Origin of the sequence: Pseudomonas sp. SIMBA_067, assembly GCF_046534675.1 — a bacterium.
Classification (GTDB): domain Bacteria; phylum Pseudomonadota; class Gammaproteobacteria; order Pseudomonadales; family Pseudomonadaceae; genus Aquipseudomonas; species Aquipseudomonas putida.
Map to the genome: position 1 here is coordinate 162,901 of NZ_JAWRYH010000009.1, position 25,027 is coordinate 187,927.

The following is a 25,027-nucleotide window of genomic DNA, read 5'->3' on the forward strand; positions in this document are numbered from 1 at the left end:
CCTGAGGTAGATTTACCCGTGCCTGCCCTCCTGCGTTACCTGTTCCTGCTGCTGTTGCTGTTCATCACTCCGGTACAGGCAGCGGGCCTCCCCGGCCTGCTGGGCGGCAGTGCGCCCGCGCAACCGGAGGCCACCGAGCCACTGGGCAAGTCGCTGGACGAAGTGATCAAGAACCTGGAAAACGACCAGCAGCGCGCCAAGCTGCTGGCCGACCTTAAAAAGCTGCGCGACGCCACCAAGCAATCACAACCCAGCGTGGAACAGGGTGTGCTCGGCCTGATCGGCGGCGCCCTGCACGACTTCGAAAAACAGTTCAGCGGCGATGCCAGCCCGTTCCACCGCTGGTCTACGGAAATCGAACAAGCCCAGGCCGAACTGACCGAACTGGTGGTGCCGGTGCACCAGTGGCCGGCGATCCTGTTCGGCTTTGCCGCCGTCATTGCCGTTTGGAGCGTGCTGGCCTACGCCTTCAACTGGGTCGGCCACCGGATACGCCTGCGCTTTGGCCTGAGCGAAGAACTGCCCCAGCACCCGCGTACCTGGGACCTGGTGCGCTTTGCCCTGCGCAAGCTCGGCCCGTGGTTGGTGGCGCTGGTGTTCACCGTGTACCTGAGCTTTGTGCTGCCGCCGTCGCTGGGTAAGTCGCTGGCCATGGTGCTGGCCTACGCGCTGGTCGTCGGCACCTGCTTCTCGGCCATCTGCGTGATCGCCTTCTCGCTGCTCGACGGCCCGCACCGCCACCGCGCCCTGCACATTTTGCGGCACCAGGCGTTCCGCCCGCTGTGGCTGATCGGCAGCTTCGCAGCGTTTGGCGAGGCCATGAGCGACCCGCGCATGCTGGTCGCACTGGGGACCCACCTGGCCCATGCCCTGGCGACCCTGGCCAACGTCATCGCCGCGCTGTGCACCGGGCTGTTCATTCTGCGCTTCCGCCGCCCGATCGCCCACCTGATCCGCAACCAGCCCCTGGCGCGACGCCTGACCCGCCGCACCCTCAGCGACACCATCGAGATCCTCGGCAGCTTCTGGTTCATCCCGGCGTTGATCCTGGTGGCGATTTCGCTGTTCGCCACCTTCGTCTCGGCCGGCGACACCAGCACCGCCCTGCGTCAGTCGCTGATGTGTACCGTGCTGGTGGTGGTGTGCATGGTGCTCAACGGCCTGGTACGCCGCCACGCCGCCAACCCCAAACGCGCCAACAAGCGCCAGGCGGTGTATGCCGAACGCCTGCGCAACTTCGGCTACCTGCTGGTGCACCTGTTCATCTGGCTGGTGTTCATCGAACTGGGGCTGCGGGTGTGGGGCCTGTCGATGATCGGCTTTGCCGAGGGCGACGGCCACGAAGTCAGCCTGCGCCTGCTGGGCCTGGCCGGCACGCTGATCGTCGCCTGGCTGGTGTGGATCCTTGCCGACACCGCCGTGCACCACGCCCTGGTGCGTTCGCGCCGGGGCCTGGCCAACGCCCGTGCACAAACCATGATGCCGTTGATCCGCAACGTGCTGTTCGTGGTGATCTTCATCATTGCGGTGATCGTCGCCCTGGCCAACATGGGCATGAACGTCACCCCGCTGCTGGCCGGTGCCGGTGTGATCGGCCTGGCCATCGGCTTTGGCGCGCAATCGCTGGTGGCCGACCTGATCACCGGGTTGTTCATCATCATCGAAGACTCGCTGGCCATCGACGACTACGTGGATGTGGGCGGGCACCTGGGCACGGTGGAGGGGCTGACCATCCGTACCGTACGCCTGCGGGACATCGACGGCATCGTGCACACCATCCCGTTCAGCGAGATCAAGAGCATCAAGAACTACTCGCGGGAGTTCGGCTACGCCATCTTCCGTGTGGCCGTCCCGCACAGCATGAACATCGACCAGGCGATCACGCTGGTTCGCGAGGTGGGGCAGAAGCTGCGCAATGACCCATTGATGCGCCGCAACATCTGGTCGCCGCTGGAGCTGCAAGGCGTGGAGAGCTTCGAGTCGGGGTCGGCGATCTTGCGGGCCCGGTTCAAGACCGCGCCGATCAAGCAGTGGGAAGTGTCGCGGGCATTCAACCTGGCACTGAAGCGGCAGCTGGATGAGGCCGGGCTGGACCTGGCGACGCCGCGGTTGTCGGTACAGGTGGTGACCGCCGGGGGCGGTGGCATGACGGAGGCAGGTTCCTCCAGTTAGCGCCCTATCGCCGGCGAGCCAGCTCCCACAGGTACTGCACAGGGCCTGACACCCATGCAGTCAAGGTGTGAGCGGGCTTGCCGGCGATGGGCGGCAAAGCAGCCCCAGAATCCAGGATCAACCGGCCTGTGCACGAATGCGGATTGCATCGTGCCGCCAATACTCCAGGTCGCAGTCGATCAGGTGCCCATGCTGGTCGCTGTTGACCCGGGTAATGTGCAACCCCGGGCTGCCCACCGACACCTTCAACGCCCCTGCCGCCCCCACCGGCAACGCCGTCGGCAAAATCTCGAAGCACACCTGTCCATACCGGATGCCATACACCCGCCCATAAATTTCGGTCAGCGACTGCGCCAGGTCCTGTTTGAGAATGTCCGGGAAATACCTGGGATTCAGATAGTGCTCGGCATACAGCACCGCCCGCCCGTCAATCCGCCGTAACCGGCAGATGCGCACCACGCTGGACAACGCCGGCAGCTGCAAGCGCGCACAGATCGCCGCCGAGGCCGGCTGCAGCCGTGCCGACAGGAGTTCGGTACTGGCCACACGCCCTTGGTCGCGGACCATGGCATGGAAGTGACTGCGCTCGATCAGGTCGTAGGTCAGCCGCTCGGGCGCGACAAACCAGCCGCGGCGCTCTTCGCGGTAGATCATGCCCTGGGCCTCCAGCTGCGCCAGCGCCTCGCGCAGGGTGATGCGCGTGGTGTCGAACACCTCGCTCAGCTTGCGCTCGGCCGGCAGCTTGCCGCCCGGCGCCAGCAGGCCGTGCTCGATCTGCTCCTGCAAGGCATGGCAGATGGCTGTTACCGCACGCGGTGGCATCGGCTGCATCAAAGGTTACCTATCTGGACTAGTCCAGCCCCAGAACAGGGCACTTGGAGAATAGTGCAAGCCTAGGCAGGGCTGATGAACATCCTGTGACAAGGCTGCCCACGGGGTACTGCCAGAATCGGGCCAGCCCCGCAAAACCGCGGGTTCACCATGGTCTACGCTGTATTGCCAGGAGCCCGCAGCCAGCGGCACGGGCCCTTCCCTACATCAAATTGTCACGCAAGCGGCCTACCTTGGCTCAAGGTTTGCTGACCTAGACCAAAGGTTCCAGGCAACGGCTTCACTCATAACAACGATCGGTTAAAGGCACCCACCCAAGGAGCTACGGATGAAAAAGTTGTTCATGGCGTCACTGCTCGGTTCGGCCATCGCGTTCTGTACCTCGGCCATGGCCGAGGACCTCAAGGCCCTGGAAGATGCCGCCCGCAAGGAAGGCACCGTCAACAGCGTGGGCATGCCCGATGCCTGGGCCAACTGGAAAGGCACCTGGGAAGACCTGGCCAGCAAGTACGGCCTCAAGCACAGCGACACCGACATGAGCTCGGCCCAGGAAATCGCCAAGTTTGAAGCCGAGAAGGACAACGCCAGCGCCGACATCGGTGACGTGGGTGCCGCCTTCGGCCCCATCGCCGTGACCAAGGGCGTGAGCCAGCCGTACAAACCAAGCACCTGGGACCAGGTGCCGGAGTGGGCCAAGGACAAGGACGGCCACTGGGCGCTGGCCTATACCGGTACCATCGCCTTCATTATCAACAAGGACCTGGTCAAGGAAGAGGAACGGCCAAAAACCTGGCATGACCTGGAAAAAGGCAAGTACAAGGTCGCCATCGGCGACGTGGGCACTGCCGCCCAGGCCGCCAATGGGGTGCTCGCCGCCGCCATCGCCTACAAAGGCGACGAAAGCAACGTGGCGCCGGGCCTGCAGCTGTTCACCAAACTGGCCCAGCAGAAGCGCCTGTCGCTGGCCAACCCGACCATCCAGACCCTGGAGAAAGGCGAGGTGGAAGTCGGCGTGGTGTGGGACTTCAACGGCCTGAGCTACCGTGAACAGATCGACCCCAAGCGCTTCGAAGTGCTGATCCCGTCGGACGGCTCGGTAATCTCCGGCTATACCACGGTCATCAACAAATACGCCAAGCACCCCAACGCGGCCAAACTGACCCGCGAATACATCTTCAGCGATGCCGGGCAGATCAATCTGGCCAAAGGGCATGCCCGGCCGATCCGTGCCGAGCACCTGAAGCTGCCGGCGGATGTGCAGGCCAAGTTGCTGCCTAACGAGCAGTACGGTGCCGCCCAGCCGATCAAGAATGCCGAAGCCTGGGAAGCCACCTCCAAGAAACTGCCGCAGATGTGGCAGGAGCAGGTGATCATCGAGATGGAGTAAAGGGCTAGCTTGTCTAGTGCCTGACCCGGCCCTTTCGCGGGCACGCCCGCTCCCACAGAGACCGTGCAAAACCCTGTGGGAGCGGGCATGCCCGCGAAGAAGCCAACGCGGTTTATGACTGGAGCCACCATGCAACACAACGTCATCCTGGTCCTGCTAGACGGCCTCAACTATCAGGTTGCGCACCACGCCATGGGCCACCTGCATGCCTATGTCGAGGCCGACCGCGCCGCGCTGTACCGCGTGGAATGCGAGCTACCATCGCTGTCACGGCCGCTGTACGAATGCATCCTCACCGGCGTACCGCCGATCGACAGCGGCATCGTGCACAACAACGTCAACCGCCTGTCCAACCAGCGCAGCGTGTTCCACTACGCCCGCGAGGCCAACCTGGGCACCGCAGCGGCGGCTTATCACTGGATGAGCGAGCTGTACAACCGCTCGCCCTTCGACCCGCAGCGCGACCGCCATACCCACGCGCCGAAGTTGCCGATCCAGCACGGGCTGTTCTACTGGGACGACCGCTACCCCGATTCGCACCTGCTGGCCGATGGCGAATACCTGCGCCGCCGCCATGCCCCCAACTTCCTGCTGGTGCACCCGATGAGCATCGACGATGTCGGCCACCACCACGGCCTGGACAGCAGCCAGTACCGCAACGCCGCGCGCAGCGCCGATATCTTGCTGGCCGACTACCTGCCAGGCTGGCTCGAAGAGGGCTACCAGGTACTGGTCACCGCCGACCACGGCATGAACAACGACCGCTCGCACAACGGTTTGCTGGCCGAGGAGCGCGAAGTGCCATTATTCGTCTTTGGCGACGCGTTCAGCCTGGACCCGGCGGCCAAGCCGTTGCAGACCGAGCTGTGCGGCACCATGTGCGAGCTGCTTGGCGCTGCCCACGACAAGACCGTGTGCCGGGAGCTGCTGAAGTGACGGCACCCAAGCGCAGCGGCGCCCGTGGCCGCTACCTGGCCCTGCTCTGCCTGCTGCCATTTGCCGTGTTCTTTGTCGTATTCCAGATTGCCCCGTTGGCCTGGGTAGCGATCAACAGCGTGCAATCGGAAGCCGGCTGGGGCGTCGAAAATTTCAGCAAGGTATTCAGCTCGAAGTTCTACCTGCAGGCACTGCAACGCAGCCTGGAAATCAGCTTCTGGTCGAGTCTGTTCGGCATCGTCATCGCCACCCTTGGCGCTTATTCGCTGCGCCAGGTGAACTCGAAACTGCGCGACTTCGTCAGCGCCTTCGCCAACATGACCAGCAACTTTGCCGGGGTGCCGCTGGCCTTCGCCTTCATCATCCTGCTCGGTTTCAACGGCGCACTGACGCTGCTGCTCAAGCAGATCGGCCTTTTGGAAGACTTCAGCATCTACTCCAAAAGCGGGCTGATCCTGGTGTACACCTACTTCCAGATCCCGTTGGGCGTGTTGCTGCTCTACCCCGCCTTCGACGCCCTGCGTGAAGACTGGCGCGAGTCGGCCGCGCTGCTCGGTGCCAATCACTGGCAATACTGGCGGCACATCGGCTTGCCGGTGCTGACCCCGGCACTGCTGGGCACGTTCGTCATCCTGCTGGCCAATGCCCTGGGCGCCTACGCCACCGTGTATGCGTTGACCACCGGCAATTTCAACGTACTGCCGATCCGCATCGCTGGCCTGGTGGCCGGCGACATCAGCCTCGACCCCAACCTGGCCAGCGCCCTGGCGATGGTGCTGGTGGGGCTTATGACGCTGGTCACGGTGGTGCATCAATGGCTACTGAAACGGAGCTACCATGCGCGCTGACACCCGTTCCGGCGGCTGGTACCACCGCATCGTGGTCTACCTGCTGTTCCTGATCCTGCTGCTGCCACTGGCCGGCACCCTGCTCTATTCGCTGGCGACCAGCTGGTCGGCCAGCCTGCTGCCCAGCGGCCTGACCCTGAAATGGTACGTGGCATTGTGGAGCGAGCCGCGCTTCCTGGCCGCCTTCGGCCAGTCGCTGCTGGTGTGCATGGGCGCGCTGCTGCTGTCGGTGGTGCTGATACTACCGCTGCTGTTCGTGGTGCATTACCACTTCCCGCGGCTCGACGCGCTGATGAACATCCTCATCCTGCTGCCGTTCGCGGTACCGCCGGTAGTGTCGTCGGTAGGGCTGCTGCAGCTGTACGGCAGCGGGCCGATGGCCATGGTCGGCACGCCATGGATCCTGATCGGCTGCTACTTCACCATCGCCCTGCCGTTCATGTACCGGGCCATTACCAACAACCTGCAGGCCATCAACCTGCGCGACCTGATGGACGCCGCCCAACTGCTCGGCGCCAGCAACTGGCAGGCCGCGCTGCTGGTGGTGCTGCCAAACCTGCGCAAGGGCCTGATGGTGGCGCTGCTGCTGTCGTTCTCGTTCCTGTTCGGCGAATTCGTGTTCGCCAACCTGCTGGTCGGCACCCGCTATGAGACCCTGCAGGTGTACCTGAACAACATGCGCAACAGCAGCGGCCACTTCAACAGCGCACTGGTGATCTCGTACTTCGCCTTCGTGCTGGTACTGACCTGGGTCGCCAACCGCCTGAACAAGGACAAGACCTGACATGAGCTTCGTCAGCGTACAGAAACTGCAGAAAAGCTACGCCGGCAGCCCGGTATTCGAGAACATCGACTGCCACATCGAACGCGGCGAGTTCGTTACCCTGCTGGGCCCGTCCGGCTGCGGCAAGTCCACCCTGCTGCGCTGCATCGCCGGGCTGACCCCGGTAGACAGCGGGCAGATACTCCTCGACGGCCACGACATCGTGCCGCTGAGCCCGCAAAAGCGTGGCATAGGCATGGTGTTCCAGAGCTACGCGCTGTTCCCCAACATGACCGTGGAACAGAACGTGGCTTTTGGCCTGCGCATGCAGAAGGTCAAGGCCGACGAAAGCCAGGCCCGGGTGCGCGAGGTGCTGGCGCTGGTGGAGCTGGGCAACTTTGCCGGGCGCTACCCGCACCAGTTGTCTGGCGGCCAGTGCCAGCGCGTGGCCCTGGCCCGTTCGCTGGTTACCCGCCCGCGCCTGCTGCTGCTCGACGAGCCATTGTCGGCACTGGATGCGCGCATTCGCAAACACCTGCGCGAGCAGATTCGTGCCATTCAGCGTGAACTTGGGCTGACCACCATCTTCGTTACCCACGACCAGGAAGAAGCGCTGACCCTGTCCGACCGCATCTTCCTGATGAACCAGGGGCGTATCGTGCAGAGCGGCGATGCCGAAACCCTCTACACAGCGCCCGTGGACCTGTTTGCCGCCGGCTTTATCGGCAACTACAACCTGCTCGACGCCGACAGCGCCAGCCGCCTGCTGCAACGCCCGGTGGCCAGCCGCCTGGCGATCCGCCCGGAGTCGATCACCCTGGGCGTGAATGGCGAACTGGACGCAGAAGTACGCAGCCACAGCCTGCTGGGCAATGTGATTCGCTACCGCGTGAACGTGCGCGAGGTGGAACTGGTGGTCGACGTGCTCAACCGCTCGCCGGCCGACCTGCACGCGGACGGAAAACGCGTTAGCTTGTCGATCGACCCGACAGCGCTGCGGGAAGTGGCTTAAGGAGATTCAACACAATGGCACTGGCAATTTTCGATCTGGACGAAACCCTGATCCACGGGGACTGTGCGTCGCTGTGGAGCGAGCAAATGGCCCGGTTGGGCTGGGTCGACGGCAAGGACTTCCTGCGCCGCGACCGTGAGCTGATGGAGGCCTACGGCAAGGGCCACCTGCAGATGGAGGACTACATGGCCTTCAGCCTGGAGCCGATGGCCGGGCGTACGCTGGAGGAGGTCGAGCATCTGGTTGAGCCGTGGGTCGAGGACGTGATCGAGCCCATCATCTACGGCGACGCCTGCCGCTGCATTGCCGAGCACCGCCAGCGTGGGGACCGCATTCTGATCATTTCCGCTTCGGGGACGCACCTGGTCGGGCCCATTGCGGCGCGCCTGGGGGTGGATGAGTACCTGGCGATCGAGCTGGAGGCGGTGAACGGGGTGTATACGGGCAAGACTCACGGGGTGCTGACCTACCGCGAGGGCAAGATCACCCGGTTGCTGGAGTGGCTGGATCAGGAACAGGAAAACCTGGAGGGGGCGAGTTTCTATTCCGATTCACGCAATGACTTGCCGTTGTTGCTGAAGGTAGATCACCCGCATGTGGTGAACCCGGATGCGGTGCTGCGCGAGCATGCCCAGACCAATGGATGGCCGATTCTGAGCTGGTCTTGAAGGCCTTGGGTGTGCTTTGCGCCCCTTTCGCGGCACAAGGCCGCTCCTACAGGGATTTACGCACAGGTTCGACCTGATGCGATCCCTTGTAGGAGCGGCCTTGTGCCGCGAAAGGGCTGCAAAGCAGCCCCGGCAATATCAAGCCTGGCTCGGATCTATGACCATCACCAACTTGCCCGACACCTGGTTGGTCTCAAGCTCGGCATACGCCGCCTGGGCAAACTCCACCGGGTAGGTATCGACCAGCTGCGGCGACAAGCGCCCTTCGGCGAACAGCGGCCACACCTGCTGTTGCAGCTCGCGCAGCAACTCGGCCTTGAAGCCGTCGTCACGGTTGCGCAGCGTAGAGCCGGTAATCTCCAGGCGCTTGCCCAGTACCTGGGCCAGGTCCAGCTCAAACTTGCGCCCGCCCATCAAGCCGATGATCACCCAACGCCCGTCACGGGCCAGCAGCTTGAGGTTGAGCTCGCCGTAGCTGGCGCCCACCGGGTCGAGAATCACGTCGAACGGCCCGAAACCTTCCAGTGCATCCAGGTTCTCGTTACGTACCACACCACCCGCAGCGCCCAGCGCTTCGCAATAGGCCAGGCGATCGGGCGAGCCGACGCTGACCCACACCGGGCTGCCGAATGCCTTGCACAGCTGAATGGCGGCCGAGCCAACGCCACTGGCGCCAGCATGCACCAGCACCTTCTCACCGGCCTTCACGCCACCCAGCTGGAAGATGTTCAGCCAGGCAGTGGCATACACCTCCGGCAAGGCTGCCGCTTCATGCAAGCTGAGCCCTTCGGGTACCGGCAGTACATGGCGGGCATCGACCACCACCTCCTCGGCCATGGCGCCGCTAGCCAGCAGTGCGCACACCCGGTCGCCCACGCGCCAGTCGGCACCGGCGCCCACTTCCTCAACCACACCGGCGCATTCAAGGCCCATGTACGGGCTGGCACCGGGCGGCGGCGGGTACAAACCTTTCATTTGCAGCAGATCGGCGCGGTTCAGGCCCGCAGCCGCCACGCGAATGCGCACTTGGCCCGCGTCACAGGCCGGGCGTTCGGCCTCGACCCACTCCACATGTCCGTCAACGCCTTGCAATGCCTTCACAGTGCCTCCATAGTTGAATCATGACTGGGCCTGGGGAACGCACACCCCAGGCTTTTTGCAGTATTTGCCCGGTTCCATGGAACCGGCAACGGAAAAGACGGCCTACTATGCGTGATCAATTGCCTCCACGTCGAATCAGCATGAAGCATTTCCTCCCAAGCACCGCCCTCGCTGTAATGATCGGCCTGGGTAGCCTCGCGCTCGGCGGCAATGCAGCGGCCGCCAACAAGTGGGACGGCCTGCAGCCGGACCGCGACGAGATCGTCGCCAGCCTCAACGTGGTGGAATTGCTCAAGCGCCACCACTACAGCAAGCCGCCTCTGGACGATGCCCGTTCGCTCATCATCTACGACAGCTACATCAAGCTGCTGGACCCGGCGCGCAGCTACTTCACCGCTGCCGACATTGCCGAATTCGACAAGTGGAAAACGCAATTCGACGATTTCCTCAAGAGCGGCAACCTTGACCCGGGCTTCACCATCTACAAACGCTACCTGGACCGCGTCAAGCAGCGCCTGGACTTTGCCCTGGCCGAGCTGAACAAGGGCGTGGACAAGATCGACTTCAACACCAAGGAAACCTTGCTGATCGACCGCAAGGATGCTCCGTGGCTGAAGAATCAGGCCGAGCTCGACGACCTGTGGCGCAAACGCGTCAAGGACGAAGTGCTGCGCCAGAAGATCGCCGGCAAGGAACCCAAGCAGATCCAGGAAACCCTGACCAAGCGCTACAAGAACCAGCTGGCGCGCCTTGACCAGACCCGTGCCGAGGATATCTTCCAGGCCTACATCAACACCTTCGCCCAGTCCTACGACCCGCACACCAACTACCTGTCGCCGGATAACGCCGAGAATTTCGACATCAACATGAGCCTGTCGCTCGAAGGCATTGGCGCGGTGCTGCAAAGCGACAACGACCAGGTCAAGATCGTGCGCCTGGTGCCGGCAGGCCCGGCAGCCAAGACCAAGCAGGTAGCCCCGGCCGACAAGATCATCGGCGTGGCCCAGGGCAACAAGGAAATGGTCGACGTGGTCGGCTGGCGCCTGGACGAAGTGGTCAAGCTGATCCGTGGCCCGAAAGGCTCGGTGGTACGCCTGGAAGTCATCCCGGCCAGCAATGCGCCGAGCGACCAGACCAGCAAGGTCGTGTCGATCACCCGTGAAGCGGTAAAACTCGAAGAGCAGGCGGCAAAAAAGTCGGTGCTCAAGCTCAAGCAGGACGGGCGTGACTACAAGCTGGGCATCATCGAGATCCCGGCCTTCTACCTCGACTTCAAGGCTTACCGCGCCGGTGACCCGGAATACAAGAGCACCACGCGTGACGTGAAGAAACTGCTCACCGAACTGCAGAAGGAGAAAGTCGACGGCGTGGTCATCGACCTGCGCAACAACGGCGGCGGCTCGCTGCAGGAAGCCACCGAGCTGACCAGCCTGTTCATCGAGAAAGGCCCGACCGTACTGGTGCGCAACAGCGACGGCCGCGTCGACGTGCTGGAAGACGAAAACCCGGGCGCCTTCTACAAGGGCCCGCTGGCCCTGCTGGTGAACCGCCTGTCGGCCTCGGCGTCAGAGATCTTCGCCGGCGCCATGCAGGACTACCACCGCGCGCTGATCATCGGTGGCCAGACCTTCGGTAAAGGCACCGTGCAGACCATCCAGCCGCTCAACCATGGCGAGCTGAAGCTGACCCTGGCCAAGTTCTACCGGGTTTCCGGGCAGAGCACCCAACACCAGGGCGTGCTGCCGGACATCGACTACCCGTCGATCATCGACACCAAGGAAATTGGCGAGAGCGCCCTGCCCGAGGCCATGCCCTGGGACACCATTCGCCCGGTCGTCAAGCCGGCGGCCGACCCGTTCAAGCCGTACCTGGCCCAGCTCAAGGCACAGCATGAAGCGCGCAGCGACAAGGATGCCGAGTTCACCTACATTCGCGACCGCCTGGCCCTGACGCAGAAGCTGATGACCGAAAAAACCGTCAGCCTCAACGAGCAGGATCGCCGTGCACGCCACGACGAAATCGAAGCCAAGCAGCTGGCGCTGGAAAACATCCGCCGCAAGGCCAAGGGTGAAGAGCCGCTCAAAGAGCTGAAGAAAGAGGACGAGGACGCGTTGCCGGTCGAAGATGAAAACACCAAGCCGGAGGACGACGCCTACCTGTCCGAAACCGGTCGTATCCTGATCGACTACCTCAGCGCCAGCACCAAGGTGGCCAAGAAGTAAGGCGCACCGGCAGTGATGGCAGAATAATGTGACCTGTCATCAAACAGTCATCGCGCTGTCGTGAAATACGGGGGCCGGGCATGCAGATGCCCGGCCCTTTCATTTTCAGGAATACGTCATGACCGTCGCCGAACAGCTCAGTGCCTTGAGTGCCATCCTGGCTCAACGCAGCATTCACAGTCTGTTCCAGCCGATCATGTGCCTGAGCGAGCAACGGGTTTTCGCCCATGAAGCGCTGAGCCGCGGGCCGTCCAACAGCCCGCTGCATGCACCGCTGAACCTCTTCAGTATCGCCCGCCATGCCGGCCGCCTGACCGAGCTGGAAGCCGCCTGCCGAGAAAGCGCCTGCCGGCGCTTCAGCGAGCAACAACTGCAGGGCAAGCTGTTTCTCAACATCTCGCCCGAATCGTTGCTGGAGCCACACTACCCGTCCGGCCTTACCCTGAAGCTGCTGGAGCAGGTCGGCCTGCCGCCCAGCCGGGTGGTGATCGAGCTGACCGAGCACACCCCGACCGACGACTTCCAGCTGCTGTCCAATGCACTGCACCACTACCGCGACATGGGCTTCTCGATAGCCCTCGACGATCTGGGCGCGGGCTATTCGAGCTTGCGCCTGTGGTCGGAGCTGCGCCCCGAATACGTGAAGATCGACCGCCACTTCATAGACGGCATTCACCGCGACCCGCTCAAGCGCGAGTTCGTCGGCTCGATATTGCAGATTGCCCGGGCCTCGAAGGCACAGGTTATTGCCGAAGGTATCGAGCTGGCAGAAGAACTGAGAGTGCTGACTGAGATGGGTGTAGACCTGGTGCAGGGCTACCTGCTGGGGCGGCCGCAAGAGTTGGGGGTGCGGGAAAGCTGGCCTTTACCGACGCCGATGAGCGCGCCACTGGCTGGACAGCCGACGGTGCGGCTCAATGCGACGCTTGGGCAGTTGCTGGAGTTGTTCGAGCGGCATCAGCACCTGGAGGCATTGGAGGTGGTGGATGCTGATGGCAAAGGTTGTGGATTGATCCACCGGCATGGTTTGCCTGCTCTGGCCCTATCGCCGGCAAGCCAGCTCCCACATGTTCACCACAGGCCTTGAGCCTCGCGCTGTATCTGTAGGAGCAGCACAAGGCTGCTCCTACAGGCCGGTGGTGTACCGGCGGGAGGGACCGCGCTGATGCTGACAATCAGGCTGTTTCCGGGTAGCTGTACTCGAACACCCGGACCACCTCGGAGGCATGCCACGACGCCGCCTCCATGCCATCGACCGGCCCGGCAAAGCGCCCCAGCCGTTCAACACATTCAAAGAAGCCGGTACGCGGCAAACGGCTTGCGCCCTGGCTGATCACCAAGGAGCTGCGCAACGGCTGCTCGGCACGGGCATCCAGCACCGCCAGGTACTCCAGCGCAGCGGTCAGCGTCTGCATGGCAGGGCTAGGCAGTTGCAAGCGCTCGATCAGCGCTCGGTACGTCAGCAAGTGACGTTGACGACGGGCCAGGTCAAGCTCGCCCAGCAGGTTATCCCAGTGCTGACGGCTGATCCTGACCTGGCTCATGATGGCTCGCTCCAGCCAGCCACCCCCAGATGCCAGGCCAAGGCGCGGCGGATGGCAGCATCCGGCTGGCGTTCACCCGATTCGATCATGGCCAGATACGCCGGGCTCACCCCGACATTGCGCGCCAGTTGCTCAGGGGCAATGCCCTTGGCCTGGCGAATCTGCGCCACTTCGCTGAACGCCGGCAATGGCGCCACGGCAGCTGAGCCGGGCTCTTCGCTGACGACCGCCTCTGCAGGCGCCTGCCCAGCCGCCTTGAGCAGTGCCTGGTACTGCTCCCAGGGAACGACGGCGTACTCGGGTTGACCGTCCCGGCTAATGACCTGAATACCCATTACAAACCCCTTAAAAAAGGATTACAGCATGTAATCCGTAGGCATAACCCTTATGCCAATTATATTACCAACTCCGGGGTCTGTCCGGTTGACTGCAGTTCAGGCTGTTTTCATTGCGTGTTGCGCTCCAGCCCCAGCGCTTGCGGGGTAGCCGGCAGGCGCTCGACCACGCGCAGCCGCTCGGGTGCCTGGCTGTCGCGCCAAGCCTTGAAGCGCGCCAGTTCGTCGGCCACGGTCTTCAGCACCCAGCCCAGCACCGCGATGTCATCGAGAAAACCCACGCCCAGCAACCAGTCGGGGATGGCATCGATGGGGCTGACGAAATACAGCAGGCCAGCCACGATGGTGACCAGGGCCTTGGGGCTGATGGCGCGGTATTCGCCACGCCACCACGCCAGGCACAGCGACTGCAGCAGTTTCACGTCCTCACGCAACTGACCGATGCGCGGACCTTTGCGGGCCACTGCAAACAGCAGGGCCGGCAGCCGACCACGGCTGAGCAGGCGCTCGGCCAAGGGCAGGAAACGGGCAAAATTCCAGGGTGCGCTCATGGAGCCTCCAGGCGGAACAGGTTATCCACATTTATTGTGGATAACCTTGTGAACAGGGTCGCGTTTCTGAGCCCAGGTGCCTGCCAGGCAAGGCCCACGGTCAGATCGGGCGTTTTTTACACAACCGTTTCAAGCCATGGGTACCTGACCGCAAACGATTTGCGCCAGAAACATCCTACATCTACTAGCTGCATTTCCTCGGACAGTATCAGTTGTTGCTGGTTCGTCCAATCGCCACAAACGAAAACGCCCCGTCAGGACGGGGCGTTTTGCAAGAACCAACCAATGTTACTTGGCAGGTGCTTCAGCAGGCGCTTCAGCTGGAGCCTCGGCTTCCGGCTCGCCACCCTGCAGCTGGGCCGGATCCTTGATGGCGATCAGTTCCAGGTCGAACACCAGTACCGAGTTCGCCGGGATCAGCGGGCTTGGGCTTTGGGCGCCGTAGGCCAGCTCAGCCGGGATGAACAGCTTGTACTTCTCGCCAACGTGCATCAGCTGCAGGCCTTCGACCCAACCCGGGATCACACCGCTGACCGGCAGGTCGATCGGGCTGCCACGCTCGACAGAGCTGTCGAACACCTTGCCATCGGTCAGCTTGCCTTCGTAGTGGACAGTGACTACGTCGGTCGGCTTGGGCTGCGGGCCATCAGCCTTCTTGACCACTTCGTACTGCAGGCCCGAGGCAGTGGTGACCACGCCTGGCTTCTTGGCGTTTTCTTCGAGGAATTTCTTGCCGGCGGAGGCGGCTTCTTCGCTGGCCTTGGCCAGGCGCTCCTCGGCGCGTTTCTGCAGGGCGGTGAACGCCTCTACCAGCTCTTCGTCCTTGATGCGTTGTTCTTTCTTGCCAACGGCGTCTTCGATACCGAGGGCGACCGATTTCGAATCAAGGTCTTCCATGCCTTCCTGAGCCAAGCTCTTGCCCATGTTCAGGCCGATACCGTAGGAGGCTTTCTGCGCCGGAGTCTTCAGCTCGGGGCTGCTGGCCTGTTGATCACAGCCAGCCAGTACCAGGCCTACCAGGGCAACCGCAGCCGCCAAACGATGCTGTTTCATGCTATTTCCTTGTTCATGCGCCATAAGGGCAATCAGGGTAAAGCCGCGAGCTTAGCAGGCGGCCATGACCAATGGCTACCGGCATAGGAGCGGGTTTTGGTAAGGAAGTTCAGTAGTTAAACGGTAATTCATGCCGGGCTTGCAGCCACTGGCCAGTATTGACCGGTTGTGCCGTTTTTGCCCGGTTCTACAGGGGATTTATTTCGCTGGACTCTGAAAGGCCTGCATTCAGGGGTAGTTGCCGTCCCGGTACTCCCCTGCCACCTCGCGCAACACCTCGCACACCCACTGCCCAGGCAGGCTCTGCGGCAAGGCGGCATTGCGGCAGATACCCACCGAGCCGCCCGGCTCGCGCACACCCAGGTCGAGCTCGACCAGCTCACCACGGCGCAGGTCGAGCAGCACCGCATCGCGCGGCGCTACCCACAACGCGTCGCTGCCCAGCAGGTAGCGCCGGCTCAGGGCCAACGACAGGGTTTCCAGGCGCTGCGCCGGCATCTGGATAGCGCATTGCACAAACAGGCTGTCGGCATGCTGGCGGATGGTGGTGCCCGCCGGTGGCAACACCAACGGGTAACGCCCGACCTTGGCGCGCTCGACCGGCGTGGCGGCCAGCAACGGGTGGCCCGGGCGTACCACCAGGCTCATCGACTCGCTGTACAGGTGCTCGAACGAAAGGCCCTGGATCTGCGGGCTGTCGGTCATGCGCCCGACTACCAGTTCCAGCTCACCCAGACGCAGTTGGCCGAGCAGCTGCGCGCTGACCCCGGTGGCCACACTGATGACCAGCGCTTCATGGCGCTGGTGCAGGCGGCACAGCACCTCGGGCATGAGCAGGCCCTCGACCGTCGACAGCACGCCAATACGCACCTGCGACGGCGCCCGCGCTTCGCCGCGCAAGCTGCTGACGCCATCGCGCAGGGCCTGCACGCTGGGCCCGGCATAACGCATGAAACGCGCCCCGGCCGGGGTCAGCTCGACGCCTTGGCGGCTGCGCGCGAACAGGCGCGCTTCCAGCAGGCCTTCGAGTTCCTTGAGGGTCTTGGAAATCGCCGGCTGGCTGATCGACAGGTTATCGGCCGCCCTGGCCAGGCTGCCCTGCCGGGCAATCTCCAGGAAACACAGCAGGTGGCGGTATTTGATGCGGGTGTCGAGGTTCATGGCGGCAAGCTTACCGCATCGCTACCTGCGGCGTATCCGGGTCGCGCTGCTGGCGGCGGAATTGCCCGGGCGGCAGGCCATGGATCTGCCGGAAGCGCCGGGAAAAGTAGGCTTCATCAGCAAAGCCACAGAGCCGCGCCACCTCGCCCACCGGGCGGCTGCCATTGAGCAGGTAGTTGCGCGCGGTGTGCATGCGCCGCTCCAGCACCAGCTCGCTGAAGGTCTTGCCGATTTCCTTGCGCAGCCAGTGGGTCAGGTAGGTGGGCGACAGGTAGGTGGCGGCGGCGACTTTTTGCAGGTTCAGGTCGGGGTCATCGATATGCCGGCGCAGGTATTCACTCATGCGGCCCAGCGCGGCCCGGCGGCTGAGCTGGGCAGCGTTGCTGTCGGCCAGTTCGCGCAGCGGCTCGGCGTACAGGCCGCAGACCTGGCCGATCAGCTGCAGCAACAGGCCCTTGAGCATTTCGCGGGTGCCAAAGCGGCGGTTGGCATCCAGTTCACGCAAGCGATCGAGGATTTGCCGGGCCTCGGCAAAGTCGGCGTCACCCAGGCAAAAGTCGAGATGCTCTTGAAAGCGGAACGGTGACAGCTCCGGCGCCTGCAGGATCGACACTTCTTCCAGGTCCATCGGGTCGCAGGCCAGGTGCGGCAGGAGGAACGTCTGGGAGAAATTGATCACCACGAAGTCGCTGTCCGCCGGATGTGGGATCACGTGCACCCTGTGCGGCAGGATGAAAGCCAGGGTGTTGCGCCTGAACGGGCGCTGCACGCTGCCGATGTGTTGCACCGTGTCGCCGCCTAAATTGACCTGGATCTGAAAATACTCGTGACGGTGCGGCGCGGTCTCGGCGGGGCGCCCGCGCTGGTCGCGGATGTAGAAATCCATCAGCTCGCTGCGCTGCTGCATGACGTAGGTCGGAACCTCGCGCTTGGGGGGCATTGGGTTGGCTCCAGTCTTCAAGGATGGCGCTGTCTGGCCCCTTCACGGGCAAGGCCGCGAGAGACCAGGGGCATGCACTACAGGTTGTACGATGTCTAAAGTCATCAAATTAAACCTGTCTGCAAAAACTCGCGCAACCCTAACCGTCCACAACCCGCTGGGAATGCGACATACAGCTGAAAATACGCGCAAAACCCCACCTTCTGATTTTCTTGGACAGCACAGCCCTACCCCGCCTTCAGCGAAAAAAACGGTCTAAAACCGCCGTTGCATTCAATACGTCGTACGACCACTGTAGGAACGGGACTGCAGCCCAACCTCTACCAACAACAACAAACGAGGTCGACTCATGTCGAGCACGCCTACCCCCCGCGCCGCGTCGTCGTACGCGCTGGACGCGGCCCCTGCCCAGCGCCTGCCCTCCCGCCGCCGCTGGTTCATGCTGTCGCTGCTGCTGGTGGCGACCATCATCAACTACGTCGACCGGGTGAACATTTCCATCGCAGCGCCGTTCATGGCCAAGGACCTGGGCCTGGACAAGGTCGAGATGGGCCTGATCTTCTCCGCCTTCGCCTGGACCTACGCATTGGCACTGGTGCCGGCCGGCTTCATCGCCGACCGTTTCGGCTCGCGCCTGACCTACGGCGTGTCGCTGATCAGCTGGTCGGCAGTCACCGTGGCCCAAGGCCTGGCCAGCGGCTTCGCCTCACTGTTCGGCCTGCGCCTGGCGGTCGGCGCCATGGAGGCCCCGGCTTTCCCGGCCAACAGCCGTGCGGTCACGGTGTGGTTCCCCGCCCGCGAGCGCGGCATGGCCAGCAGCATCTACGTATGTGGCCAGTACCTGGGCACCGCGCTGTTCACCGGCGCGCTGCTGTGGCTGGCGACCACCTATGACTGGCGCCACGTGTTCTACAGCACCGGCCTGGTGGGCATCCTGTTCGGCGTCGTGTGGCTGGTGCTATACCGCGACCCGCTGAACTGCAAGAAGGTCAGCAAGGAGGAACTGGCCTACATCGAGAACGGCGGTGGCCTGGTGAAAAGCAGCCAGCAACGTACCCGCTTCGACTGGCGGCAGGTCGCCGAACTGTTCCGCTATCGCCAGGTCTGGGCGATCTGCCTGGGCAAGTTCGCCAGCACCTCGGCACTGTACTTCTTCCTTACCTGGTTCCCCACCTACCTGATCGAAGAACGCCAGCTGACGCTGATCAAGGTCGGCATCTTCGCGGTCATGCCGTTCATTGGTGCCACGGTCGGCATCCTCCTGGCGGGCATCGTCTCCGACCTGCTGATCCGCAAGGGCTACTCGCTGTCGTTTGCCCGCAAGCTGCCGCTGGTGGTGGGCTCGATGCTGGGGATGTCGATCGTGCTGGTGAACTTCACCGATTCCAATGTGCTGTGCATCGCCGTGCTGACCCTGGCGTTCTTCGCCCAGGGCATCGCCTCGTCGTCGTGGGCTGCCGTGTCGGAAGTGGCGCCGAAGGAGCTGATCGGCCTGACCGGCGGCATCACCAGCCTGGCGGCGAACATCGGCGGCATCGTCACACCGATCGTGATCGGCGCCATCGTGCACGCCAGTGGCTCGTTCGCCATGGCGTTCTGGTTCATCGGCGGCGTGGCGTTGATGGGCACGCTGTCTTACTCGCTGCTGCTTGGGAAGCTCTATCGCATCGAGCTGAAAACAACTGCTTGAGATTGCACTGCCTGTGCTGGCGATTGGGCCGGTACAGGTTACTTGGATAATCCAATCCAACCCCGCTTTCGTCCAACTTTGCCGGCCAGCCGCTGGATACGCTGGCCACTCCAGTACGGAGGATTCACCCATGACCTACCTGTTCAACCCGCCGGCCATCGTCAGCCTGCCGATCCGCAGCAGCGATGCGCGCTTCCCCGTCGGCCGGGTGTTCTGCATCGGCCGCAACTACCCGTGGCCGGAATCCTACGGCGCGGCGCCGCTGGAGCCGGTGTTTTTCATGAAGCCGGCGAGCAACGTCGTCGAGGCATCGGGCGAGCTGCCCTTCCCGCCGCAGACCGACGAGTTCTGCCATGAAATCGAGCTGGTCGCGGCCATTGCCAAGGGCGGTGCCGACATTGCCCCGGGACACGCCCTGGAGCACGTGTTCGGCTTCGCCGCCGGCCTGGACCTGACCCGCCGCGATCACCAGCGCAAGGCCAAGGCCGAGGGCCTGCCCTGGGAAGGTGCCAAAGTATTCGAGGCCTCGGCACCGATGACCGCCATCGTCCCCGCCAGCGAATGCGCCTGGCCACTGGATGCGTCGCTGTGGCTGCAAGTCAATGGCGAGGAGCGCCAGCGTGCTCACCTGAGCCAGCAGACCTGGGCATTGGCCGAAGTGATCAGCCGGCTGTCACGCCAGCTGCCGCTGCGCACGGGCGACCTGATCATGACCGGCAGCCCGCCCGGCGTGGCCCCGCTGAACCCCGGGGACACGATACACGCCGGCATCGACGGTATCGGCGAACTGCATCTGCGTGTCGGCCCCCGCCCTGCCGGGCAAACAGCCAACGCAGCCTGAACCTGACGGAGACCCGACATGACCCAGAACAAGAAAATCGCCCTGGTCACCGGCGCCGGTAGCGGCATCGGCCGCGCCGTCGCCCTCGCCCTGCTGGATGACGGCTTCAGCCTGGTGCTCGCCGGGCGCCGCGCCGAACCCCTGCAAGCCGTGGTTGCACAGGCGCTGGCAGCAGGCGGTGAGGCGCTGGCCGTGCCCACCGATGTACGCGACGAGCAGAGCGTCGCGCAGCTGTTCGCCACCATCGAAGAAGTGCACGGCCGGCTCGATGTGATCTTCAACAATGCCGGTATCAACGCGCCCGCCGTGCCGGTGGACGAGCTGCCGCTGGAGAACTGGCGCAACGTCATCGCCACCAACGTCGACGGTGTGTTCCTGTGCGCCCGCGCTGCCTTCGGCCTGATGCGCCGCCAGCAACCGCAAGGTGGGCGAATCATCAACAACGGCTCGATCTCGGCGCACACCCCACGCCCGTTCACTGCACCCTACACGGCCAGCAAGCATGCGGTGCTTGGCCTGACCAAGGCGCTGGCGCTGGATGGCCGGCCGTACAACATCGTGTGTAGCCAGGTGGACATCGGCAACGCCCTGACCGAGTTGTCCGAGCGCATGACCCGGGGGGTACGCCAGGCCAATGGCGAGGTCGCAGCCGAGCCGATGCTGGACGTGCGCCATGTGGCCGATGCGGTGCGCTACATCGCGGCGCTGCCGCTGGACGCCAACGTACTGAACATGACCGTGATGGCCAGCAACATGCCGTTCGTTGGCCGTGGCTGATCCCTGTTTATGATGGAGTGACCGATGAAACCCGAAGTCCTGCAACTGAGCCCTGTCCTGATCCCGCAGATCCGCGAGCGCCTGGAACAGCTGTTCACCGTGCACCGCTACTACGAACAGGCCGACAAGGAGGCCTACGTCAGCCAGCATGCCGGCAATATTCGCGGCGTGATCACCGGCGGCCACACCGGTATCAGCCAGGCGCTGATGGCACGCTTGCCCCACCTTGAAGTGATCGCGGTCAATGGTGTCGGTACCGACGCGGTAGACCTGGCCTATGCTCGCGATCGTGGCATCCAGGTAACGGCAACCATCGGTGCCCTCACCGAGGACGTCGCCGATCTCGCGATTGGCCTGCTGATCGGCTTGTGCCGGGGTATCTGCACCGGTGACCGCTTCGTTCGCGCCGGCCATTGGGCCACCAGTGCCACGCCGCTGGCACCGTTGCCACTGGCCCGGCAGGTGTCGGGCATGCGCGTGGGCATCGTCGGCATGGGGCGCGTCGGCCGCGCAGTCGCCCAACGGGCGGCAGCGTTCGGGTGCCCGATTCGCTACACCGACCTGCAGCCGCTGGACGTGCCTTACGGCTTTGAGGCAGACCTGCTGCAGCTGGCCAAGGACAGTGATGCACTGATCCTGGCGGCGGCGGCCGACAAGGGCGAGGCGCTGATCGATCGCCAAGTGCTGCGGGCGTTAGGTGCAGAGGGATACCTGATCAACATCGCACGCGGCAAGCTGGTGGATGAGCCGGCGTTGATCGCGGCGCTGCAGGCCGGGGAAATCGCTGGCGCGGCGCTGGATGTCTTTGCCGACGAACCCCGCGCGCCCGAGGCATTGTTCGAGCGTGAGGATGTGGTGCTGCAGCCGCATCGAGCCAGCGCCACGGTGCAGACCCGCACGCGCATGGGCGAGATGGTGGTGGCCAGCCTGGTGGATGTATTTGCCGGGCGCACGCCGCAGGGCTTGGTGATCTAGCCGGCTGGTGCCGGCCTCTTCGCGGGCTTGCCCCCGCGAAGCATCCAACACGGTGCATGGCACGGGCTTCGCCCGTGTTCGCGGGACAAGCCCGCGAAGTGGGGGCAGCCAACAAATGGTGATCAGGCCACAGACAGCTCCACGGCCTCCCCCTTCAACCGCACCGGCCACACTCGCAACCTCTGCCCGGCATCCTCCAGGCACTCCCCACTCAGCAGGCTGAAGTGCTGCTTGTAGAGCGGCGCCGCCACCACCAACTCACCTTGCACGCTGCCCACCAGCCCGCGGCCGATGATGTTGGCGCCGGAACGCGGGTCGCGGTTGTCCACCGCATACAGCGGCTGCGCCTGCCCTGGCAGGTAGAACAGCGCCACCTGAGCCCCGTCGAGCCACACCACGACCCCGGAATCGGCCACCAGGTCTTGCGCCTGGCACACCGCCTGCCAGTTCTCACAGGTTTTCACAGCAGCATTGGACAGGTTCATCAGACAGCCTCCTCGACAGTAGGGATCAGGTGCAGCGGCGCCGCTGGCCGGCGTTGTTCGCGTTCGCGCACGAAGTGCACGTCCGGGTCAGCGCGGCGATCGTTGACAAAGGTACGGAAGCGCTTGAGCTTCTCGGGGTCGTTGAGGGCGTTGGCCCATTCGCACTCATACTGGTCGACCACATGCTGCATCTGGCTTTCCAGCTCGCTGGCGAGCCCCAGGCTGTCGTCGATCACGACCTGCTTCAGGTAGTCCAGGCCGCCTTCCAGGTTCTCGCGCCACACCGAGGTGCGCTGCAACTTGTCGGCCGTACGGATGTAGAACATCAGTACGCGGTCGATCAGGCGTACCAGGGTTTCGTCGTCCAGGTCGGTGGCGAACAGCTCGGCATGCCGTGGGCGCATGCCGCCGTTGCCGCACACGTAAAGGTTCCAGCCCTTGTCGGTGGCGATCACGCCGATGTCCTTGCTCTGCGCCTCGGCACACTCGCGGGTGCAGCCAGACACCGCGAACTTGAGCTTGTGCGGGCTGCGCAGGCCCTTGTAGCGGTCTTCCAGGCGCAGGGCCATGGCGACACTGTCCTGCACGCCGTAACGGCACCAGGTGCTGCCCACGCACGATTTCACCGTGCGGGTCGACTTGCCGTAGGCGTGGCCGGTTTCGAAGCCGGCCTCGATCAGCTCGCCCCAGATCAGCGGCAGCTCGTGCAACTGGGCACCGAACAGGTCGATGCGCTGGCCGCCGGTGATCTTGGTGTACAGGTCGTACTTCTTGGCCACCTGGCCGATGACGATGAGCTTGTCGGGGGTGATTTCACCACCCGGAATACGCGGCACTACCGAGTAGGTGCCGTTCTTCTGCATGTTGGCCATGAAGGTGTCGTTGGTGTCCTGCAACGGCACCAGCGCCGGGTCCATGATCGGCTGGTTCCAGCAGGAGGCGAGGATGTTGCCCACCGCCGGCTTGCAGATGTCACAGCCAACGTGGCCCTTGCCGTGGCGTTCGAGCAGCTCGCTGTAGGTACGGATGCCCTCCACACGCACCAGCCCGTAGAGCTCCTGGCGGGTGTAGGCGAAGTGCTCGCACAGGCTCTTGTCCACCGCTACGCCACGTGCGGTCAGTTCGTGCTCGAACACCTGCTTGAGCAAGGCCGCACAACCGCCGCAGCCGCTGCCGGCCTTGGTGCAGCCCTTGACCGCAGCAAGGTCGCTGCACCCGCTGTCGATGGCGTCGCACACCGCGCCCTTGCTGACGTTGTGGCACGAGCAGATGGTCGCGCTGTCGGGCAGCGCATCGGCGCCCAAGGCCGGTGCACCACCGCCTTGCGGCAGGATCAGCGCTGCCGGGTCGGCTGGCAGGGCGATGCCGTTCTGGACGTATTGCAGCAGGGTGTCGTAGTAGCTGTTATCGCCGACCAGCACTGCGCCGAGCACGTGCTTGCCGCTGGCGTCCACCACCAGCCGGCGGTAGGCGCTGTTGGCTTCGTCGATGAAGCGGTAGCTGCGTGAACCGGGGGTGGCGCCATGGGCATCACCAATCGAGCCGACATCCACGCCCAGCAGCTTGAGCTTGGTCGACATGTCGGCGCCGGTAAACGCTACCGCCGCTTCCTCCATCAGCAAAGCCGCCAGGTTGCGCGCCATGCTGTAGCCTGGGGCGACCAGGCCGAACACGCTACCGTTCCACGAGGCGCACTCGCCGATGGCAAAGATGCGCGGGTCGCTGCTGCGGCAATGGTTGTCGATCACCACGCCACCACGGGCGGCGATGTCCAGGCCGCAGCCACGGCCCAAGGCATCCTGCGGGCGGATACCGGCGGAGAACACGATCAGGTCGGTTTCCAGATGCTCGCCACCGTCGAAGTTCATGCGGTAGCGGTAGGCTTCACCGGCGCTGATCGACTGGGTGGCGCGCGACAGGTGCACGCCCACACCGAGCGCTTCAATCTGCGCCTTGAGCGCGGCACCGCCCTCGCCGTCCAGCTGAACCGGCATCAGCCGTGGGGCGAACTCCACCACGTGGGCTTCCAGGCCCAACGACTTGAGGGCGTTGGCTGCCTCCAGGCCAAGCAGGCCACCACCGACCACCACGCCACGGCGGGCACCGGCTGCGGCAGCGCGAATGGCATCGAGGTCATCAAGGGTACGGTAGACCAGGCGGGCATTGCCGCTGGAGCCTTCGATCGGCGGCACGAAGGGGTAGGAGCCAGTGGCCAGGACCAGTTGGTCGTAGCCGTAGCGCCCCTCGGCGGTGACTACTTCGCAGCGTTCACGGTCGATTTCCAGCACGGCCTCCCCGAGGTGCAGGTGCACGCCGTTGGCGTTGTAGAAATCGTGCTCGCACAGGGCCAGGGTCTCGGCACAGCTGCCGCCGAAGTATTCGGACAGGTGCACGCGGTCGTAGGCGCGTTGGCGCTCTGCGCCGAACACCCGCACCTCGAAGCGCTGCAGGGCGCCGCGGCTGACCAGTTGTTCGACGCAATGGTGGCCGACCATGCCGTTGCCGACGATGACCAGTCGCTCTCGTTGCCCGCTGCTCGCTGTTGCCTTCATAAGCCGATCCTCGATCAAAAAAAAAGCGCCTGGAGCCGAAGCTCCAGGCGCCTTTGCCTGTATTCATCACGGTGTGCCCCCGGGTTGATCGCCGTTGATCAGTGGGGCTTGTTGTATTGGAGGTAAAGCAGGGACTGTGCCAATTGTTTTACCTGTACCGGCCTCTTCGCAGCACAAGGCTGC

General features: G+C 63.9%; 23 protein-coding genes. 13 read left to right on the top strand and 10 right to left on the bottom strand.

The window, feature by feature from the left end; genetic code table 11:
- The first annotated feature begins 18 nt into the window (after positions 1-18).
- Complete coding sequence (locus SB765_RS20180) at positions 19-2,172, top strand: mechanosensitive ion channel family protein (protein WP_410931816.1); 2,154 nt, start codon at positions 19-21, stop codon at positions 2,170-2,172.
- Positions 2,173-2,289: 117 nt separating this feature from the next.
- Here the strand turns inward: SB765_RS20180 and SB765_RS20185 are convergent, their stop codons facing one another.
- Positions 2,290-3,003, bottom strand: a complete 714-nt coding sequence (locus SB765_RS20185; protein WP_410931817.1) for a UTRA domain-containing protein — start codon at positions 3,001-3,003, stop codon at positions 2,290-2,292.
- A gap of 328 nt (positions 3,004-3,331) precedes the next feature.
- On the opposite strand from SB765_RS20185, the gene SB765_RS20190 reads away from it, so the two are divergent.
- The 6 genes from SB765_RS20190 to SB765_RS20215 all read left to right on the top strand — a co-directional run bounded on the left by SB765_RS20190 (position 3,332) and on the right by SB765_RS20215 (position 8,617).
- Positions 3,332-4,390 (top strand): ABC transporter substrate-binding protein, encoded by a 1,059-nt coding sequence (locus tag SB765_RS20190; protein WP_341797830.1) that lies wholly within the window; start codon positions 3,332-3,334, stop codon positions 4,388-4,390.
- Positions 4,391-4,519: 129 nt separating this feature from the next.
- Positions 4,520-5,326 (top strand): alkaline phosphatase family protein, encoded by an 807-nt coding sequence (locus tag SB765_RS20195; protein ID WP_341797829.1) that lies wholly within the window; start codon positions 4,520-4,522, stop codon positions 5,324-5,326.
- A complete protein-coding gene (locus tag SB765_RS20200) occupies positions 5,323-6,174 on the top strand; it encodes an ABC transporter permease (protein WP_341797828.1) in 852 nt (283 codons plus the stop codon). Before SB765_RS20195 ends, SB765_RS20200 begins: the two co-directional genes overlap by 4 nt.
- The gene (locus SB765_RS20205) at positions 6,164-6,958 is read left to right on the top strand and encodes an ABC transporter permease (protein WP_410911496.1); all 795 of its coding nucleotides are present in this window, start codon (positions 6,164-6,166) and stop codon (positions 6,956-6,958) included. Before SB765_RS20200 ends, SB765_RS20205 begins: the two co-directional genes overlap by 11 nt.
- 1 nt (position 6,959) lies before the next feature.
- Entirely contained in the window at positions 6,960-7,949 is a 990-nt protein-coding gene (locus SB765_RS20210; RefSeq protein WP_016501059.1) for an ABC transporter ATP-binding protein, read from the top strand.
- Positions 7,950-7,963: 14 nt separating this feature from the next.
- Positions 7,964-8,617, top strand: coding sequence for an HAD family hydrolase (locus tag SB765_RS20215; protein ID WP_341797827.1), 654 nt, complete (start codon positions 7,964-7,966; stop codon positions 8,615-8,617).
- A gap of 138 nt (positions 8,618-8,755) precedes the next feature.
- On the opposite strand, the gene SB765_RS20220 is transcribed toward SB765_RS20215, so the two are convergent.
- On the bottom strand, positions 8,756-9,718 hold the full coding sequence (locus tag SB765_RS20220; protein WP_341797826.1) for an NAD(P)H-quinone oxidoreductase: 963 nt from the start codon (positions 9,716-9,718) through the stop codon (positions 8,756-8,758).
- A gap of 140 nt (positions 9,719-9,858) precedes the next feature.
- Between SB765_RS20220 and SB765_RS20225 the strand changes: the two genes are divergently transcribed.
- Together SB765_RS20225 and SB765_RS20230 are read left to right on the top strand one after the other, a co-directional pair.
- Complete coding sequence (locus SB765_RS20225; RefSeq protein ID WP_410931818.1) at positions 9,859-11,940, top strand: carboxy terminal-processing peptidase; 2,082 nt, start codon at positions 9,859-9,861, stop codon at positions 11,938-11,940.
- Between the two features lie 118 nt (positions 11,941-12,058).
- Entirely contained in the window at positions 12,059-13,027 is a 969-nt protein-coding gene (locus tag SB765_RS20230) for an EAL domain-containing protein (protein WP_410931819.1), read from the top strand.
- Positions 13,028-13,115: 88 nt separating this feature from the next.
- Here the strand turns inward: SB765_RS20230 and SB765_RS20235 are convergent, their stop codons facing one another.
- The 6 genes from SB765_RS20235 to SB765_RS20260 all read right to left on the bottom strand — a co-directional run bounded on the left by SB765_RS20235 (position 13,116) and on the right by SB765_RS20260 (position 17,524).
- Positions 13,116-13,484, bottom strand: coding sequence for a hypothetical protein (locus SB765_RS20235; protein ID WP_016501064.1), 369 nt, complete (start codon positions 13,482-13,484; stop codon positions 13,116-13,118).
- The gene (locus SB765_RS20240; protein ID WP_016501065.1) at positions 13,481-13,819 is read right to left on the bottom strand and encodes a multiprotein-bridging factor 1 family protein; all 339 of its coding nucleotides are present in this window, start codon (positions 13,817-13,819) and stop codon (positions 13,481-13,483) included. The genes SB765_RS20235 and SB765_RS20240 overlap by 4 nt, the downstream gene beginning before the upstream one ends.
- Before the next feature lie 110 nt (positions 13,820-13,929).
- Positions 13,930-14,370: a YkvA family protein gene (locus SB765_RS20245; RefSeq protein WP_341797823.1), complete on the bottom strand. Its 441-nt coding sequence runs from the start codon at positions 14,368-14,370 to the stop codon at positions 13,930-13,932.
- Between the two features lie 288 nt (positions 14,371-14,658).
- The gene (locus tag SB765_RS20250) at positions 14,659-15,423 is read right to left on the bottom strand and encodes an FKBP-type peptidyl-prolyl cis-trans isomerase (protein ID WP_234229165.1); all 765 of its coding nucleotides are present in this window, start codon (positions 15,421-15,423) and stop codon (positions 14,659-14,661) included.
- A gap of 228 nt (positions 15,424-15,651) precedes the next feature.
- Positions 15,652-16,584 (bottom strand): pca operon transcription factor PcaQ, encoded by a 933-nt coding sequence (gene pcaQ / locus SB765_RS20255; protein WP_410931820.1) that lies wholly within the window; start codon positions 16,582-16,584, stop codon positions 15,652-15,654.
- Positions 16,585-16,594: 10 nt separating this feature from the next.
- Positions 16,595-17,524 (bottom strand): helix-turn-helix transcriptional regulator, encoded by a 930-nt coding sequence (locus SB765_RS20260; RefSeq protein WP_110745600.1) that lies wholly within the window; start codon positions 17,522-17,524, stop codon positions 16,595-16,597.
- Between the two features lie 349 nt (positions 17,525-17,873).
- On the opposite strand from SB765_RS20260, the gene SB765_RS20265 reads away from it, so the two are divergent.
- The 4 genes from SB765_RS20265 (at position 17,874) to SB765_RS20280 (ending at position 21,807) form a co-directional block, all read left to right on the top strand.
- Positions 17,874-19,214 carry an MFS transporter gene (locus SB765_RS20265; protein ID WP_110745601.1) on the top strand — a complete coding sequence of 447 codons (1,341 nt, stop codon included), beginning with the start codon at positions 17,874-17,876 and terminating at the stop codon, positions 19,212-19,214.
- A gap of 130 nt (positions 19,215-19,344) precedes the next feature.
- Positions 19,345-20,055: a fumarylacetoacetate hydrolase family protein gene (locus SB765_RS20270; protein WP_341797821.1), complete on the top strand. Its 711-nt coding sequence runs from the start codon at positions 19,345-19,347 to the stop codon at positions 20,053-20,055.
- Positions 20,056-20,073: 18 nt separating this feature from the next.
- Positions 20,074-20,832, top strand: a complete 759-nt coding sequence (locus SB765_RS20275) for an SDR family oxidoreductase (RefSeq protein ID WP_132844474.1) — start codon at positions 20,074-20,076, stop codon at positions 20,830-20,832.
- Between the two features lie 24 nt (positions 20,833-20,856).
- Positions 20,857-21,807 (top strand): 2-hydroxyacid dehydrogenase, encoded by a 951-nt coding sequence (locus SB765_RS20280; RefSeq protein WP_341797820.1) that lies wholly within the window; start codon positions 20,857-20,859, stop codon positions 21,805-21,807.
- Between the two features lie 122 nt (positions 21,808-21,929).
- On the opposite strand, the gene nirD is transcribed toward SB765_RS20280, so the two are convergent.
- Positions 21,930-22,292 carry a nitrite reductase small subunit NirD gene (nirD, locus tag SB765_RS20285; RefSeq protein ID WP_132844468.1) on the bottom strand — a complete coding sequence of 121 codons (363 nt, stop codon included), beginning with the start codon at positions 22,290-22,292 and terminating at the stop codon, positions 21,930-21,932.
- The gene (nirB, locus tag SB765_RS20290) at positions 22,292-24,844 is read right to left on the bottom strand and encodes a nitrite reductase large subunit NirB (protein ID WP_410931821.1); all 2,553 of its coding nucleotides are present in this window, start codon (positions 24,842-24,844) and stop codon (positions 22,292-22,294) included. Before nirB ends, nirD begins: the two co-directional genes overlap by 1 nt.
- Positions 24,845-25,027 lie beyond the last annotated feature (183 nt).